Consider the following 15366-nt stretch of genomic DNA (forward strand, 5'->3'; position numbering starts at 1 on the left):
TTTTTCTATGTAAGAGATGGTTCTCTTTCTTTTGTTCTATCGTTTAGAACGCTTCGATATTGAGCTGCTCGATGGAGTTTGGATTCTAAAGATCCTTTTGAACGATTAATGGGTAAGTCTATGCCGTTGGAAAAAATGGCACTGGAACGTTTATGTCCCATCTTTTCAATTTTCCGTGTGTGAGGCTGCGACAGCCAAATACAGGTGTCACTTCGTGGTGATTCGATCGGGAAGAAATAGAGGTTAAGTTTAGAATCAATCATAATCGGTGCAAAATGAATGAAACCAAGATTCTTTCGGGCAGCATCTTTTTTGCCTTCCCATGAACCTCCGTAAAAATAGCAGCTGTTCTTAATGATTCGGATCGGTTTTTGTTCAACCAGCAAGATTGCATCTCGTTCATAAATTTCTGAACAAACTTGCCCTCGCTCATTAATAAAGGGAACAATCGCTATCGTATCCGGATTAATAATATAGCTTTCTACTTTTTCATGCTTCATTGTTAATGTCATCAACTCGCTCCTTTAATTTTGAAATGTGTAATATTATGGTTTTATTTACTACACCAACAGAAATAACTACTTTAACATCTAACCTCCTATCTAAATTTTATAGATCAAATTATCTAGTTAAACGAATTATGTAGTCCTATCTTACCATTACATTTTTTCCAAGTCTACCCAATTCGACGATATTTTTCAGAATATTTCATCAATAGACAAAATAGTATACCAGAATTCGAGTTACTTCATAACGATACGTCTCTGGTCTTTGTGGAAATCACTTCTAAAAATCGCTTTTCAATCATTTATTATTTTTTACAATACACCTAAAAGATTCTAGAAACGGGGATTTCAGAAAATGGTTTTATCTCAGCTCACACTCAAAATCCAATTTTCCTATTAAACCTGAAATATAGACGTTTTTCAATTTTGCAAGAGGGAAAAATTACACTATCACAACAAAAAGGGATGATACGTAATGAACAGGGTTAGATGCTTATGTTCTGTTGTAGCCGTTCTCATACTGGCAACCGGATGTTCCGGAGCTGAAGATGTTTCCCAGCAAAACGAACAGATAGACAATAACCAAGGTGCTTTAGATCAAAACGCTGAACCGAAACAAAACCCTGATAAAGAAAAAGAATTATCACAGACAGAAGTGCTCGCGGAAATTAAAAAACAAATCGATATATACATTCCTATCACACTCCCAGAAAAACTTCCGCTAAATAAAAGTGATCATTTATCAGCCACTACTCAATCCGAAACGAACATGTATACTGTTCAGTTTTTTGTTGGGCCCGAACCCACCCCAATCAACAACCAAGCACTAAAAAACGGCAGTTCTGATGCAAAACCACTTGCCCGTCTCACAGTTCATAAATACGATACGCAAAAAAAGGCTGATGAAGAGATCGCTTTTCAGGATTTCAGCCAGGTTGGCGGACAGGAGCTTGACCTCGGACATAACATTATTGGTTATCAGGATGCTGGCGCAGGTTCGTTGTGGACCAGCTGGAACGAAGGTCGCTGGGCACTTACGAGTCATACTCAAACCTCCAGACCGGTTGACGGCGAACAACTCGCCCGAGATACAGTGGAATATTTAGAAAAACACACCTTGCCGATTCCAAAACAACATGGCTACGTTCATGTTGATGCCACCGGTACCAATAATCGGATTCTTTGGCAGAAAGAATCTACCGTTTATACGCTCGATCAAGTAGATGATCCGATGATTGCGCTAAAAATTGCAGTAATGTTCAAATAATGTGAACCGATCTTTAATCGAGATCGGTTTTTTCTTTTATTTTGTTCATTCATATGGTGCGAATCTGCTAATTGAGTCTAATTGGAGGTGAATTGAGTCTAATTTTAAAGAATTGAGTCTAATTAGAAATAATTGAGTCTTTCTACAAATTTCGACATCCCGATACCACTCAAATTCACATAATCATTTCTCACACACAAAAAAGAACAGCCCTTATCTAAGGGGAACTGTTCTTGATACATCGTTTCTTAAAGTTTGTGCAATTTCTCACAAAATGTTCATAAAATCCCTTCCTAATATGCTTTCTAACGTTTTATTATTTGAAGAGAGAAAGATTTAGGATTACAATGAATTGGTTATGATAGTGAGACGAATATAATGAAGATGGTGTCATTTATTATGGATACAGGTATTCAAAAACAAAAAACGTCAGCCATTCTCGGACAAACTGTGAAAACGGGAATCATCAAATCGAATCTCGTTCCGATGTTTGCTGGATTGACGCTGGCCTTATATACGTACGATATTAACCCCGCCGATAAGCTGTTTGATATCCTTTTTGCCTTAATCGGAACGATTCTTGTAATCGGTTCTGCCGGGGCGTTTAATAATTTATACGATCGCGATATCGATGCGATTATGGAAAGAACGAAAAGCAGGCCGACGGTTACGGGTGAGATGAACACGAAAACAGCTTTGCTGCTTGCAATTTTGATGGCTGTTGCGGGACTTACAGCTCTTGTCTTTACTACTCCGCTCGCTGGGGTGTTAGGATTTCTCGGACTTTTCTTTTACGTTGTTCCTTATACGATGTGGACGAAAAGAAGAACGATCTACAACACCGAAGTCGGTAGTATTTCTGGAGCAATGCCTCCGCTTATCGGGTGGGCTGCAATGGTCGGAAGTATTGCTCACCCCGCTGCAGCAGCTCTTTTCATCATTCAGGTTATTTGGCAGATGCCGCATTTTTATGCGATTGCAATTAGACGCCATGATGAATATAAGGCAGCAAGAATCCCGATGCTTCCTGTAGTAAAAGGTGTTGACCGAACGTACAAACAAACGAATGTTTACTTGGTTCTGCTCAGTGCTACAAGCTTCCTTTTCTTGCCTTTGAGCTTAGGACTTACATTAGTCGCATTGCTGATGAATGTCGGTTGGCTCGTTCTTAGTATCTATGGTTACAAAAAAAATAAGGATTCAGAGCAATGGGCAAAGTTATTGTTTATCTACTCTTTGATTCATATGACGATCTTGTTCTCAACCGTTATTGTCTACTCGCTCGTAGGAATCTATTTCTTATAAAATCTTGATATCGAGGGCTGGTTCAAAAGTATTTTTTACTTTTTGACAGCCTTTTTTTTCTTAAATCTTACAACCATCGAAATATTTGATAATTGATTAATTAAAGATAGACTCCGTTAATTAGAAAGAATATTATTGAATTAAAGGGGTTTATATTTCGGGTAATGGAGGAAACAGATGAACTACAAGTTGCAGCAATTTTTATTGAACCGAGCAAAAGATTCTTCAGAGAATTGGTATACTACACTTCTTAAGGAAGACCCAACCGGTGTCTTTTCATCAAGAGATCCTCATATTATTGAGTCGTATAAAAAATCAAATCAGGATTTTCAACTCATTCTATGCACTGTTTTTTCAGACGATAACGTCATTTTTCAGCAAAATTTGGAAAGATGGATAGATACCATGATAAAGAACCGCGAATTTTTGAATACTCCGCTCCACTTTATCTTAAGAGAACTTCAACGTACTCAGGACCTTTTCCTAGACCTCATCCAAGAATTCATACGCCAAGAATTCAGAAACGACGTGCCAAAGGAATCCCTTATGTGGACCCGGGCGATAATCGATGCTATTAATCTCGTCACATTAAAATTTGTAGAAGCCGACCACAAGAATAGTTTAGGAAAGTTAGATATTCAACGCGATGTTATAACAGAGCTAAGTTCCCCGGTGATTCAATTGAGCAGAGACACTGGCTTGCTCCCTATCGTTGGTGATATAGATACCCACCGCGCACAGCATTTGATTGAAAATACATTAGAGCAATGTACGAAAAAGAACATCGACAGACTTTTTATTGATCTTTCCGGCGTTTTTGTCATCGATACAATGGTCGCTCATCAAATTTTCAAACTGGTTGATTCTTTGAAATTGTTAGGCATCGATCCGATCTTATCAGGATTAAGGCCAGAGATTGCACAAACCGCCGTTCAGCTAGGTGTTTCTTTTGATAACATAAAAATCACTTCCACACTAGCCCAAGCTCTTAATTTCTAAGACGAAAAAAAAGCTTCCTTTGCAGGGAGCTTTTTCAAATTCAGATTTAAGCATATAAAAACTCTTTTGTGTTCTCTAAAATCAAAACCTTTTCATCAGACAGCTTGGCTCTTTCTTTCGTATGTTCAACGAGATATGCGATATGAGCGGAAGCCTGTTTTGCTCCCTGAACCAAAAGAGGAACTCCGATAAAGTCGATTCCTAGCCTTCTCGAAAATAACCCTCCAAACGTCATGGATATAGGAACGGTCGGTGAAGTGTTCGAAAACACGACCCTTTCGCCAGAATTGTTTCCGTTTTGCAGCAGTTCAACCATGTTTTTCAGCCCGGGTACGAAAATTTTGGAGTTGCCTCTGCCGACTGTATAAACAGAATGACCGTCCTCATCTACTCCATGAAAGATAATTTTTCCCATATCAGATGATTTGAGTTTGTTGAAGTAATCTACGTTCAATATTTGTTCTTTTGTGAGTGATTGATTAGAGGGAAGCTTCTTCAGATGAAAAGCAGCTGCAAGGGCTGTCGTGTGCGTTCCTCCATAATCATTATAGATAAAGATCATATTAACATCTCCTAAGATCATTTCATCCATAATTATCACCCATTTTGGCCTAGATATACTTTCTATTCCGCAGATTTCGCCCCAATAACTACAGTGGCATCTAATTCGCTAGATCTCACAATTCGTGAAATTAGTCCACTCTGGGTAAAAATTTTAAGAGTATGTAGCGCTTGCCGCTCGCTTGTCTCTACAAGCAAATGGCCACCCGGTGCAAGCCAATGTGACGCCCCAGCAGCAATCTGACGGTGAATGTCATGCCCATCCTTCCCGCCGTCGAGGGCGACTCGAGCCTCATGGTCTTGCGCCTCAGAAGGAAGCAGCTTTATGGCGGAGCTTGGTACGTATGGAGCGTTGGCAACAATTAAATGGACATGGCCGAACAACTCAGACGGAAGAGGATCATATAGATCACCTTCGTATACAAAACCGCCGACATCAGAAACATTCCGAAGAGCACATTTAACTGCGATAGGATCAATATCAGCAGCATACAAATGGATGCCTTCTTCTGTTTTCGCCAGCACTGCCCCCACAGCACCTGAACCACAGCACAGGTCAACGGTGATGTCACCGGGTCTGATAATTCCAGAAGCCTGACTTACAAGAAATTCGGTTCGCCGACGCGGTACAAAGACTCCATGATCTACCGCTATCCTGTAACCATAAAACTCTGCCCAGCCAATCACTTGTTCGAGGGGAAAACCAGCTACCCGCTGATCTGCCATAGCATCAAGATCACTTGCGGTCAGAGCCTCTGAAATCAGCAATCGAGCTTCATCTTCTGCGAAAACACAGCCAGCATCCTGCAGCCTTTTTACAATTTCGTGAAATGTTACATCTTTTTGAGAGACGGTTTTCATAATGATCACCCCCAGCAATTACATAAGCTTATAGTTCTTTATGTAACCCTTATTACCTTTTTAATAAACGAAGTGCTCTACTGAAAAAGAGGCTTAACCCTTATGAGGTCAGCCTCTTGTCTGCATTGTCTATCCTTTTCTGCTTTTCATTTTTAAAGATGCATCCTTCATCAGCGGGTACGTGACCCGCTGTAAGAAAACACCGATCAGCCCTAAGACTGTGAATGTGTACTTCGTATCCATCTCCATCAACCATGTGAAAATCGAATGACTGATACCGCTTATTGATAATAAAGTGAGAGCGATTCTCACATGTTAGTTGCGTATCATGACATTCTCTTGTTGGAATGGTCAATTGGTTCGTTGAAAATGACGTTTCATTCATCATCACATCCTCATTTCAGAAATTATATGGCAGGAATTCTCAATGATTAAAAGAACTTTCATACTGAGAATAGTTAACCAAGGAGAGTGACACAATGTTTCTATCAAAAGAGGATTTGTTTGAGATCATGGAAGGAAACAGAAGATTAACGATGCGAATAATCGAAGCTTTTCCGGAAGACAAATTATTTAATTATAAACCGGATGAAAAGCTCCGTCCCTTTGCAGAAATGACGAAAGAAATTATGAATATCGAGAATGGCTATATGCGTGGAATTGCACTCGATGTTTGGGAATATCAAGATTTGTTCGCTGGTATTTCTACAAAAGATGAACTAATTAAAGTGAGTAATGAGATCAGAGAGGAAACAAGAAAAATGTGGTCGGAAATGACGGCGGAAAGACTTGAGAAGATTGTAAAAGATCCTTTTTTCGGACCCGAACAAAGCCATTTTGCAAGATTTCAATATGCGCTAGAAAACGAGATTCATCACAGAGGACAAGGTTACACTTATTTAAGAATGCTCGGTATCGAACCGCCTGAATTTTTTGTGAGATAGAACGAATCATAAAGAAAAACCAAACCGTGAAAAGTTTGGTTTTTTTTAATCTATTACCCTATCACGATATTTGTAGAAACTATAAAACCAGCAATAACTCCATTTAAAGTTTCAAATGCGTTTGAAACAACATAACCACAAAAAAGCCACCGAGTGCATAGGATTAGAACGGCAAGTTGACGTTTACAAGTTCAAACACATACAGAAACATAGATTTAGTTTGTTGTAAAACAAGCCTTACACCGTCTCCAACTAAATGGGTTACTTAATTTATCAGCTAACACTGATAGTTCGTTTATTTTTTCAGAGCAGTATTTCGGGTAACATGTTGTGTAAGTACCAATGTAACGAGTAGCGTTTAAGTAACGACAACCAACTTGATGGAGTACATTACCCGTCTTTCCGCCTGCATTGTTGAACACAAAACCATTCTTATGTTCTTTGCACCATTCCTCGTATTCCTTTTCTTTGTCTTTAAAATGAATAACCATTTATACCACCTCTTTGAAATTTTGTTAAGGTTCACTTAATCTACACTATGTTCCTTTTCTTTTATGCATTTCTCACATATACAACGATTCTTTACCTCAGGAGTTTCAAGCACCTCTGCCGGAAACGTTACGTTCATACACCAGCAGGTTTCCGGGTTCTCCCCTCTAGAAATTGCACAATGGTTTTCTTCATTACATATCGGACAATTTGATTTCATAGTTTGAGACACCACCTTAGTAGTAAAATCAATACGATCAACGAGACATCGTTTTACTCATTTGATTCTCCTTCAATCGTATAAGTAACAACAAGAAAACCAAACTTTTAATGTTTGGTTTTTGAATGAATTTCTTTGCCATATTTATAAATCTTAAATGATTTTGCAAATACATCCGCGCTTTGTTCAGTGAAGAATGGGGTGTAAAAGTACACGTGATAATTTAATTTACTTTCTGGCGACTGAAAATAATAATGAACGATCTGAGTGTATTCCAACATTTTTTGGTGATCCAGCGTTACTTTCGCCTGATAACGGTATCCTTCCACATCTTCATTTTTAAACGTGTTCTGTTTGCTTAAACTCTTGTACATTTCATCTTCATTTAGGGGTTCAATTCCTCCAACTTGTTTATCTCCAGCCTTAAAAACTGCAGTGCCGTCACTTCTTTTTCGAATGGTAAAATCCTCTCCTGATCGCATTTTGTACGATTCTCCACTTCGATCAAACATGAACAACCCTGTTAGTTTATCCAACGGCACTTCGTTCTCATTAATGGCAAAAAAAGTGGCACTGCCTAAAAACACGAGCAAAACAATTATACTCAACACTGGATTTAAGTAACGCGACACACGAAGTTTTTGATTCTCTTTTTCGAGATGTTCTAGCTTTCTAATAATCGACTTCTGCTTATCTGCTTCCAATTCATATTTACGAAAGACTTTCAACTCAAGAATAAGGTCTTCATTCGTTAATCGTTTCAACGTTATCACTCCAATTCCCAGCATCAAGCTTTTTCCTTAGTGACTGTACAGCCCTGTGATAGGTAAGGTTTACTTTGTTTATCGGCCATCTCAAAATTTGAGAAGCTTCATCTGACGTATAATCCATGATCCCTCTTAAAATAACAACGTCACGGTAATCTGGCTTTAGATTGTTGATCGCTTCGTACAGCTCTTTTTTTCGCTCATCTTCCAACAACCAGTCTTGTGGAACTCTTTCCTTACCTGAGAACAGATTCTTTAAGGTGTGGAACAGCTGCTGCTGGCGTTTCTTCTTACGTGAGTGATCAATCGCAATATTCCGTGCGATGGAGATCAGCCATGTCTTTGGATTGGACCGTCCTTCGAAATGACCGATATGATGGAACCCTTTGATAAACACCTCTTGGACGATATCTTCAACGTCACGCGTACCCATGTAATAGATGAGAAAATTATAAATATCCTCGTGATATTCCTGAAACCATTGCTGAATTAAATCATGGTTTTTCATACCCTCTCTCCCTCTTCAACAGATCCTTTACCTATTAGACGTTTGAACTTTCCTTTGATTTCAGTTGTAATAACATTTTTTCTATGTAAAAAAGGCGACTTATGGAATAAGCCAGCCTGTGGTGTCACTATTCTAATTCAATATCGGCTTTTAAAATGGAGTACATATACAAATCATCAAATTTGCCGCATGTGAATTCATAATGTCTCAGTAATCCTTCTCTTTGAAATCCCTGTTTTTCAATTAATCTTTGTGAAGGTAGATTAGCAGGTTCTATCAATGCTTCAATCCTTTCCAGCTGAAGTTTCTGAAAACCGTATTTCACTACAGCTGCAAGCGCCTCACCGGCTATCCCGTTTCCCCAATACTCTTTGCTCAATTCAAACCCAACTTCAGAACGAAAATGCTTCTTATTCCTATTCAAAAAACCGCAGCTGCCAATCACCTTATCCGAACCTTTTTCCGTAATTCCCCATCGAATCCCAGTACCTTCTTTATAAATCGATTGATACCATTCTATTTCATTCAATACTTCTTCTTCAGTCTCATATGGCTCCAATCCCATATGTTTCATAACCTCTGGATCAGACAAATAAGGAAACATATCTTTCGCATCCTCTGCAGTCACTTCTCTTAATATCAATCTAGTCGTTTCCATTACAGGAAATTCTTTTGACATGCATTTCACTCCCCTTGAACATCAGCTATATTTCTCTAAAACTATTATCACATTTATATCAATTTTTTCCATATAAACCATGATATTTTCGTATAAAGATTTACAATTCCTAATTGCCGCACATCAAAAAAAAGAGAAACGGGATAACCTGCTTCTCTTTTCACATTATTTATTTTGCATCCTTGCTATATATTCTTTTACAACTTCATACACATAATCTTGATTGGCTGCAGCTGTATTCGGGTTATATGTTCCGCCATTCGTTTTATTGTTTGATAATACTCTAATGCCCAAGAATGCTACGTCATAAGCTTTTGATATTTGCGCAGCGGATGCACCTTCCATTTCTTCTACAGAAGTGCCAAAGGTTTCATGAAACCACTTGATCCGGTCAACTTCATTGTTCCAAACGTCTGCAGAACCAATTGTACCATCGACTACTTTGCCCTTTGTATACTTGTCTTTAACAGCATGAGCGGCTGTTAGCAGTTCCTCGTCTCCCTCATAATAACGAGCCTTATTAGCATTTGGATCTTCCCCTGCACTTCCCTCAGATGCCATTAAGTCCATAGGAAACCAATCCGATGGATGGATGCCTTCGTTTTTTTCTTTTGGAGGTGTTTTTAAAGAACCTAAGTTAACCGTTCTTTCCCCTAATACTATATCAAAAACATTCAAGTTAGGATCGTGACCGCCAGATGTTCCTTGGTTGATGATCGCGATCGGATGATATTTTTCAATCGCTATTGCTGTAGCAGCCGCTGTATTCTCCATCCCCTTACCTGTTTTCATAACAATGACAGGATAATTGTCCAACTTTCCTTTATAGAACACAAAGTTCCCTGACTTTTCTTCTTTCATATTCTTCAATCGTTTAGCAAAGTTTTCAGCTTCGATCGGCATTGGACCTTGAATGATAATCGGTTGTTTCTTCTTTCCTTGGCCAGACTCATTTTGTGAGAAACTAAATCCTGCAAGTGCTGATAAAATAATTACCGCCGCAATGGCAATAAATGCGTACTTTTTCCCCATTCTCTTTTCCATCGTTGATTTCTCCTCCGCTGAAAGGAATCACTGCAGATTCTGCTCAAATAAAAAAAGCCTAAAGTAATAGAAACATTTCTACCCTCTAGACCATAGGAGTTAAAGTAACATAATTAAGCATAGGAAAAATTGCAAAATCATCATTTGGCTGACTCGAATCTGAACAAACAGCCAAATGCTTCAACTCGTAGTCCGGTTCTTTCATTGGGAACCAGGTAGAAACACTCAGACCATATTACCGAGCATATACGAGTAATTCGTTTTTAAGTTAAATACTTTGATAATATAACAAATAGATAACCGAAAATCAACAAAAACTGAATTTTAATAATACAAAACATTATTATTGTTCGTGTTTTAATAACTCAAATCTTTATTTTAAAAGGCTCTTTTCTAAAAAATTTTTGCTATAGGACATTTTCGTAAAGAGACTTCATTGGCAAGTTGATTGGAGAGCAAGGTGCGAGACTCAGGCTAGGATTAGCGGGACAGTCTAAAAGCGGAAGCGGATTGCTCAGCCCCGACAAGCATAGGATGAATGGGCTAAAAAAAGGCGCTCTTTGCATTCTGAACATTTAGCTTAGATACCCAAGAGGCGCGCAGCGACAAGGGGGCTTACCGCACGCCCCGCGAAATGCGAGCACGTGTAAGCGGAAATCAACCACTTCCAAGAGCAACAATGGTTAGAAAACAACATTTAAAAAAGGAAAAATGCTTGTTTGATTTCTTTATCCATTCCTAAATACAGTAACTTTGTACACGCTTATCCCATATTTTAATATGAGGAATTGAGGAAATTATTTCAGGAAATATTATTTGATTCTTGTTCATCTCCTCAACCAGTTTTGATCAGATAAATCAATAAGGAGGTGTTTTTATTGGATAAGAAACACCAATGGAATCTTGAGGGATTAAGCACTGGTGATTTACATGTCAGCGGTGGTACACCTCATAATCCACAAGATCAGAATTCAAACGATTCATCTCGACTTTGCGTTTTTTTCTGTATTGGTTTCTGTACTCGTTGCTCCAGTTGTAGTTGTAGCTGTAGTTGTAGTTGTAGTTGTAGCTGTAGTTGCAGCTGTAGCTGTAGTTGTAGCTGTAGCTGTAGTTGTAGCTGTAGCTGTAGTTGCGGCGGTCGTTGCGGTGGTCGTTGCGGTGGTCGTTGCGGTGGTCGCTGCGGCGGACATTAATCAGGAATTCCTCTCTTATTTTTATTAAATTTCTGCCCTGCATGTATTGTTGCAGGGCTTTTTACGTTAAATAGACATAATGGACACAAGGAATCCATAGAAATAAATGATGCAAAAGATGTTGAGCTTATGAAAAGGAGGGGTACCATGCAAGCATTAAATTCTACTATGTGTTTGAAAGTGAATAGAGATACTTTTGTTTATCCAGACTCGAACAGAGGTGTTTATCTTCGGAACAACGTCACCTCAATAAGAATGGAAGGAAACACCATTGAAAAATGGCTTGAAAAATTAATTCCTTTATTTGACGGCAACCATACCCTTGAATATATAACAAACGGTTTACCTGATTCCTACAAAGATCAAGTGTATAAAATTGCACAAGCTCTATATGAAAAAGGGTTTGTCCGAGACATCAGCCAGGATCTCTCCCATCAGCTTCCTGATCACATTGTTACGAAATACGCTTCCCAAATCGAATATATCAATCATAACGGTGATTCAGGCGGATACCGGTTTCAAGTCTACCGCCAGGCGAAAGTAGCTGTAATTGGTTCAGGTTCTCTTCTCCTCTCTCTCGTTCTATCGATGATTCAATCAGGACACCCTAACTTCACTATCATCTCAACTGATTCTGAGCAAATTGATCACCGCCGGTTAGATGAAATAATAGCAAAAGCCAGTAGCTCAGAGCCTGAAACGGAAATCACCCTCTTATTCGCTGAGAAAAATGTATCAAAGGAAAATCTAGAACCCTTTGATTTCATATTATATGGTTCAAAGGACAGTGATCTCGATCAGCTTCGAACCATTCAAGGAATTTGCAGAGATCAAGGAAAACATTTTCTTCCGGTTACGATCTTAAAAGATTTAGCATTTGCCGGACCGTTCGTTTCTGCTGAATCAGAAGGATGCTGGGAGTCTCTGTACCGCCGATTGCACCAGCGGTCGTATGAAAGCAATGGTTCTAACGCCTATTCAACAACAGCAGGTGCACTGTTAGCGAATGTGGCCGTTTTTGAGCTGTTTAAAGAAATCACTGGAGTGCAGGCCAAAATACAAAATGGTACAAAAGAGAAACTCTATTATCTTCTAAACTTGGAAACGCTCGAAGGTAACTGGCACACCCTTATTCCCCACCCCCTAGTGAGTGGTTGTGTTAATGCAGAACCTATTAAAGACCCGCTTGCCTTTTTAGAAAAAGCAAATAAGGAACAAAAGGATTTGCATTCCTTGTTTTATCAGATTACTTCAAAAGAATCTGGGATTTTTCATCTCTGTGAGGAAGAAGACTTACTACAGCTCCCTTTGTCACAATGCAAAGTTCAGGTTGCTGATCCGCGTTCAGAAGGTCCTACCCAGCTTCATCCCGAGATTGTCTGTTCAGGACTCACACATGAAGAAGCTCGCCTAGAGGCAGGACTGAGCGGAATCGAAATGTATGTTAGAAGTTTTGGACATCTCTTGGATCAATCAGACCACACTTCATCTTGGGGTATTGGTACGGGGGCAACCGCTCTAGACAGCTTATGCAGAGCACTGCAAAATGGGCTTCATGAAGAATTAGTGAAACAATCTCATCTTGGTGCAGTCAGTAAACTGGAATTAAGTCTAGTAAACAATGATCGCTGTCAATTTTTTATAAATGCTTTATCAACTTTGAGGTCTGAACCAGAACTCTATTTGGGCCAAGAATTATTCGGTTTTCCTGTCGTATGGGTGAAGTCAAACTGCGAGTGGTATGGAAGCGTTGGATTGAATAGGAAGATAGCTTTATGCAGAGCGTTACAGACTGCTTTGATGGATGCACAAAATAAGGAAACGTTCGGAAATCCCTATGGCGTTATGGTTTCATCCATTACTTTGAAGAACGAGGTACAACCAAATGCTCCGGTCCCTTCTTTTGAGGAGGAGTCACTTCAAGAAACCTTCTCTTGGGCATTAGACACCTTAAAAAATAACAAAATGCAGGTGCGTTTCTTTACGATCCATGCGGAGTCTATTTTAAGCGAGAATACGGCTGGACTGTTCGGAATGACGATAAGCGGGGGTGAAATGGCATGAGCCACTCCATCGCCATTATCGGAGAATGTTTGTTAGCGGACTCGGTATGTGAACAATTAACCGAATTCTATCAAATCACGCGGTGGTCTACTATAAAAGAAGCCACTCCGAATAAAGAAAATCTAGTCTTAGTGCTGCACGATTTATGGAATCCCGCTGAACATTTAGAAGCAGAAAACTTCTTTCGGTCATTGGGCACCCCTTGGCTTCGGGGATTCGTATCCTTTGGTGAAGCAATCATTGGCCCTCTTGTTCTTCCAGACAAACAGGGCTGCTCGCAATGTGCGGATGAGCGCCGTCTTATGGCGGGGACTGACCGAAGAGAACTCTTTGAAATCAAGGAATATATGTCGGATCAACGCGAAAAGCAAGGAGACCCATGGGCTTCTAATCTAGGAATTTTACAAACTTCCTACCTTATTCAAGAAGAGGTTCATCGATTTTTGAACGGTGAAAAAACCCGAACGCATGAGCACATGCTGCTGCTCCACTTAAACACACTTAAACTATCACGTCATTTCTTTTTGCCAGATCCCTACTGTCGCGTGTGCGGTGACCTGCCTGAAGATACAGCGGATAACGCAAAAATAATACTGAAACAAAGTCCAAAGACAACAATCGATAGCTATCGATGCCGCTCATTGGAAGATCTGGAGAAGGTTCTAAGCCAAGATTACTTAGATAACCGGACGGGTGTCCTTAACTACAAAAGATATGACTACATCTCCCCTTTTGCCGACACAATAATCAATCTACCTTTGATAAATGGCGATGAACTGAATGCTGGACGTACCCAATCTTATGCACAAAGTGAACTTGGAGGGATTTTAGAAGGTTTGGAAAGAAATTGCGGTTACGGTCCAAGGGGTAAACGAACGATGGTGTATGAGCCGTATTCCAAGGTGGAAAAACATGCGATTAATCCACATTCAGTAGGACTGCATACACATGAACAATATGAGATGCCCGGCTTCCCTTTCAGACCATTGGATTCTGACCGGCCCATACATTGGGTTTGGGGTTATTCTTTAACACAGAACCAGCCTAAATTAGTTCCTGAGATGTTTGCTTATTACAGTTTGGGGAGTGGAGAAGGTTTTGTTTATGAAACTTCGAACGGCTGTGCAGTTGGCGGGAGCTTAGAGGAAGCTATTCTTTACGGCATTTTCGAAATTGTGGAACGGGATTCCTTTCTTATGACTTGGTACGGCCAGCTTCCTATCCCTCGTCTTGATAATAAATCGATAGACGACCAAGAGCTGCAGCTCATGATTCAGCGCATAAACGCAGTGACCGGATATGAGGTCCATTTATTTAATGCGACGACCGAAAATGGTATTCCGAGCATATTTGCCCTGGCTAAAAACACGAAGGAAAAAGGTTTGAATCTTACATGTGCCGCAGGAGCTCACATCGATCCTATTCGAGCTGTAAAAGGAGCTGTCCAGGAACTCTCTGGCATGCTGCTCAACGCGAAAGATAAGTTTGAAAAGAACCGTAAGAAGTATGAAGAGATGTATAAACAATCTCACCTCGTTCAAAAAATGGAAGACCACTCGATGCTGTATGGTTTAAAAGAAGCGGAGAAACGTTTGTACTTCCTGCTCGATCGGCGGCAAGTAAAGGACTTTCATCAGGAATTTGGTCCAGTTCGAAAATCAGCAGATTTACTAGATGATTTAAAAGGAGTCTTAGATGTTTTTCAAAAACTGAAGCTCGAGGTCATTGTTGTTGACCAAACAAGTCCTGAACTTAAACGAAATGGGCTGCATTGTGTAAAAGTTGCAATACCTGGGATGCTGCCCATGACATTCGGACATCACCTTACCCGGCTAATAGGACTGGACCGGGTGTTGAACGTACCAGCGAAACTCGGATATGTGAAAAAGCCGCTGACCTATAGCGAGCTCAATCCATATCCTCATCCATTTCCATAACGAGTGGTTTCCATAATTAGCA

Annotated in this window: 16 protein-coding genes and 1 riboswitch; of the genes, 7 read left to right on the top strand and 9 right to left on the bottom strand. The window is 39.8% G+C overall.

All coding sequences use genetic code 11. The features are described 5' to 3' along the window. Positions 1-5: 5 nt before the first annotated feature. A complete protein-coding gene (locus RGB74_RS13370; protein ID WP_310759798.1) occupies positions 6-512 on the bottom strand; it encodes a competence protein ComK in 507 nt (168 codons plus the stop codon). Between the two features lie 469 nt (positions 513-981). Here RGB74_RS13370 and RGB74_RS13375 point away from each other — a divergent pair, with 469 nt between their 5' ends. The 3 genes from RGB74_RS13375 (at position 982) to RGB74_RS13385 (ending at position 4077) form a co-directional block, all read left to right on the top strand. Next, positions 982-1773, top strand: a complete 792-nt coding sequence (locus RGB74_RS13375) for a hypothetical protein (RefSeq protein WP_310759799.1) — start codon at positions 982-984, stop codon at positions 1771-1773. A gap of 384 nt (positions 1774-2157) precedes the next feature. After that, complete coding sequence (gene cyoE, locus RGB74_RS13380; RefSeq protein WP_310762878.1) at positions 2158-3078, top strand: heme o synthase; 921 nt, start codon at positions 2158-2160, stop codon at positions 3076-3078. Between the two features lie 177 nt (positions 3079-3255). Then, positions 3256-4077 (top strand): STAS domain-containing protein, encoded by an 822-nt coding sequence (locus tag RGB74_RS13385; RefSeq protein WP_310759800.1) that lies wholly within the window; start codon positions 3256-3258, stop codon positions 4075-4077. Positions 4078-4123: 46 nt separating this feature from the next. Here RGB74_RS13385 and RGB74_RS13390 read toward each other — a convergent pair whose 3' ends face one another. From RGB74_RS13390 to RGB74_RS13400, 3 genes are all read right to left on the bottom strand, one after another. Then, entirely contained in the window at positions 4124-4639 is a 516-nt protein-coding gene (locus RGB74_RS13390) for a DUF3189 family protein (protein WP_310762879.1), read from the bottom strand. Positions 4640-4701: 62 nt separating this feature from the next. Continuing rightward, positions 4702-5499 carry a putative protein N(5)-glutamine methyltransferase gene (locus tag RGB74_RS13395; protein ID WP_310759801.1) on the bottom strand — a complete coding sequence of 266 codons (798 nt, stop codon included), beginning with the start codon at positions 5497-5499 and terminating at the stop codon, positions 4702-4704. 100 nt (positions 5500-5599) lie between these two features. Further along, the gene (locus RGB74_RS13400) at positions 5600-5887 is read right to left on the bottom strand and encodes a hypothetical protein (RefSeq protein ID WP_310759802.1); all 288 of its coding nucleotides are present in this window, start codon (positions 5885-5887) and stop codon (positions 5600-5602) included. A gap of 91 nt (positions 5888-5978) precedes the next feature. Between RGB74_RS13400 and RGB74_RS13405 the strand changes: the two genes are divergently transcribed. Continuing rightward, a complete protein-coding gene (locus RGB74_RS13405) occupies positions 5979-6443 on the top strand; it encodes a DinB family protein (protein WP_310759803.1) in 465 nt (154 codons plus the stop codon). A gap of 526 nt (positions 6444-6969) precedes the next feature. On the opposite strand, the gene RGB74_RS20135 is transcribed toward RGB74_RS13405, so the two are convergent. The 5 genes from RGB74_RS20135 to RGB74_RS13425 form a co-directional block, all read right to left on the bottom strand. Then, positions 6970-7152: a cysteine-rich CWC family protein gene (locus tag RGB74_RS20135; protein ID WP_396135972.1), complete on the bottom strand. Its 183-nt coding sequence runs from the start codon at positions 7150-7152 to the stop codon at positions 6970-6972. Between the two features lie 107 nt (positions 7153-7259). Further along, positions 7260-7916 (bottom strand): hypothetical protein, encoded by a 657-nt coding sequence (locus RGB74_RS13410; protein WP_310759804.1) that lies wholly within the window; start codon positions 7914-7916, stop codon positions 7260-7262. Next, the gene (locus RGB74_RS13415) at positions 7897-8427 is read right to left on the bottom strand and encodes an RNA polymerase sigma factor (RefSeq protein ID WP_310759805.1); all 531 of its coding nucleotides are present in this window, start codon (positions 8425-8427) and stop codon (positions 7897-7899) included. The genes RGB74_RS13410 and RGB74_RS13415 overlap by 20 nt, the downstream gene beginning before the upstream one ends. A gap of 127 nt (positions 8428-8554) precedes the next feature. Next, positions 8555-9106, bottom strand: coding sequence for a GNAT family N-acetyltransferase (locus tag RGB74_RS13420; protein ID WP_310759806.1), 552 nt, complete (start codon positions 9104-9106; stop codon positions 8555-8557). 165 nt (positions 9107-9271) lie between these two features. Next, positions 9272-10150: a 5'-methylthioadenosine/S-adenosylhomocysteine nucleosidase gene (locus RGB74_RS13425; RefSeq protein WP_310759807.1), complete on the bottom strand. Its 879-nt coding sequence runs from the start codon at positions 10148-10150 to the stop codon at positions 9272-9274. Positions 10151-10318: 168 nt separating this feature from the next. Then, positions 10319-10422: riboswitch (purine riboswitch) on the bottom strand. Positions 10423-11080: 658 nt separating this feature from the next. Here RGB74_RS13425 and RGB74_RS13430 point away from each other — a divergent pair. The 3 genes from RGB74_RS13430 to RGB74_RS13440 all read left to right on the top strand — a co-directional run bounded on the left by RGB74_RS13430 (position 11081) and on the right by RGB74_RS13440 (position 15344). Further along, entirely contained in the window at positions 11081-11371 is a 291-nt protein-coding gene (locus RGB74_RS13430; RefSeq protein WP_310759808.1) for a hypothetical protein, read from the top strand. Positions 11372-11490: 119 nt separating this feature from the next. Next, entirely contained in the window at positions 11491-13407 is a 1917-nt protein-coding gene (locus RGB74_RS13435) for a putative thiazole-containing bacteriocin maturation protein (protein ID WP_310759809.1), read from the top strand. Next, complete coding sequence (locus RGB74_RS13440) at positions 13404-15344, top strand: TOMM precursor leader peptide-binding protein (protein ID WP_310759810.1); 1941 nt, start codon at positions 13404-13406, stop codon at positions 15342-15344. Before RGB74_RS13435 ends, RGB74_RS13440 begins: the two co-directional genes overlap by 4 nt. Positions 15345-15366: the final 22 nt, after the last annotated feature.

The organism is Bacillus sp. NEB1478 (genome assembly GCF_031582965.1).
Classification (GTDB): domain Bacteria; phylum Bacillota; class Bacilli; order Bacillales; family Fictibacillaceae; genus Fictibacillus.

Coding starts and splice junctions, on each gene's coding strand:
- RGB74_RS13370 (WP_310759798.1), bottom strand. CDS start 512: ATGACATTAACAATGAAGCATGAAAAAGTAGAAAGCTATATTATTAAT.
- RGB74_RS13375 (WP_310759799.1), top strand. CDS start 982: ATGAACAGGGTTAGATGCTTATGTTCTGTTGTAGCCGTTCTCATACTG.
- cyoE (WP_310762878.1), top strand. CDS start 2,158: ATGGTGTCATTTATTATGGATACAGGTATTCAAAAACAAAAAACGTCA.
- RGB74_RS13385 (WP_310759800.1), top strand. CDS start 3,256: ATGAACTACAAGTTGCAGCAATTTTTATTGAACCGAGCAAAAGATTCT.
- RGB74_RS13390 (WP_310762879.1), bottom strand. CDS start 4,639: ATGATCTTTATCTATAATGATTATGGAGGAACGCACACGACAGCCCTT.
- RGB74_RS13395 (WP_310759801.1), bottom strand. CDS start 5,499: ATGAAAACCGTCTCTCAAAAAGATGTAACATTTCACGAAATTGTAAAA.
- RGB74_RS13400 (WP_310759802.1), bottom strand. CDS start 5,887: ATGATGAATGAAACGTCATTTTCAACGAACCAATTGACCATTCCAACA.
- RGB74_RS13405 (WP_310759803.1), top strand. CDS start 5,979: ATGTTTCTATCAAAAGAGGATTTGTTTGAGATCATGGAAGGAAACAGA.
- RGB74_RS20135 (WP_396135972.1), bottom strand. CDS start 7,152: ATGAAATCAAATTGTCCGATATGTAATGAAGAAAACCATTGTGCAATT.
- RGB74_RS13415 (WP_310759805.1), bottom strand. CDS start 8,427: ATGAAAAACCATGATTTAATTCAGCAATGGTTTCAGGAATATCACGAG.
- RGB74_RS13420 (WP_310759806.1), bottom strand. CDS start 9,106: ATGTCAAAAGAATTTCCTGTAATGGAAACGACTAGATTGATATTAAGA.
- RGB74_RS13425 (WP_310759807.1), bottom strand. CDS start 10,150: ATGGAAAAGAGAATGGGGAAAAAGTACGCATTTATTGCCATTGCGGCG.
- RGB74_RS13430 (WP_310759808.1), top strand. CDS start 11,081: ATGTCAGCGGTGGTACACCTCATAATCCACAAGATCAGAATTCAAACG.
- RGB74_RS13435 (WP_310759809.1), top strand. CDS start 11,491: ATGCAAGCATTAAATTCTACTATGTGTTTGAAAGTGAATAGAGATACT.
- RGB74_RS13440 (WP_310759810.1), top strand. CDS start 13,404: ATGAGCCACTCCATCGCCATTATCGGAGAATGTTTGTTAGCGGACTCG.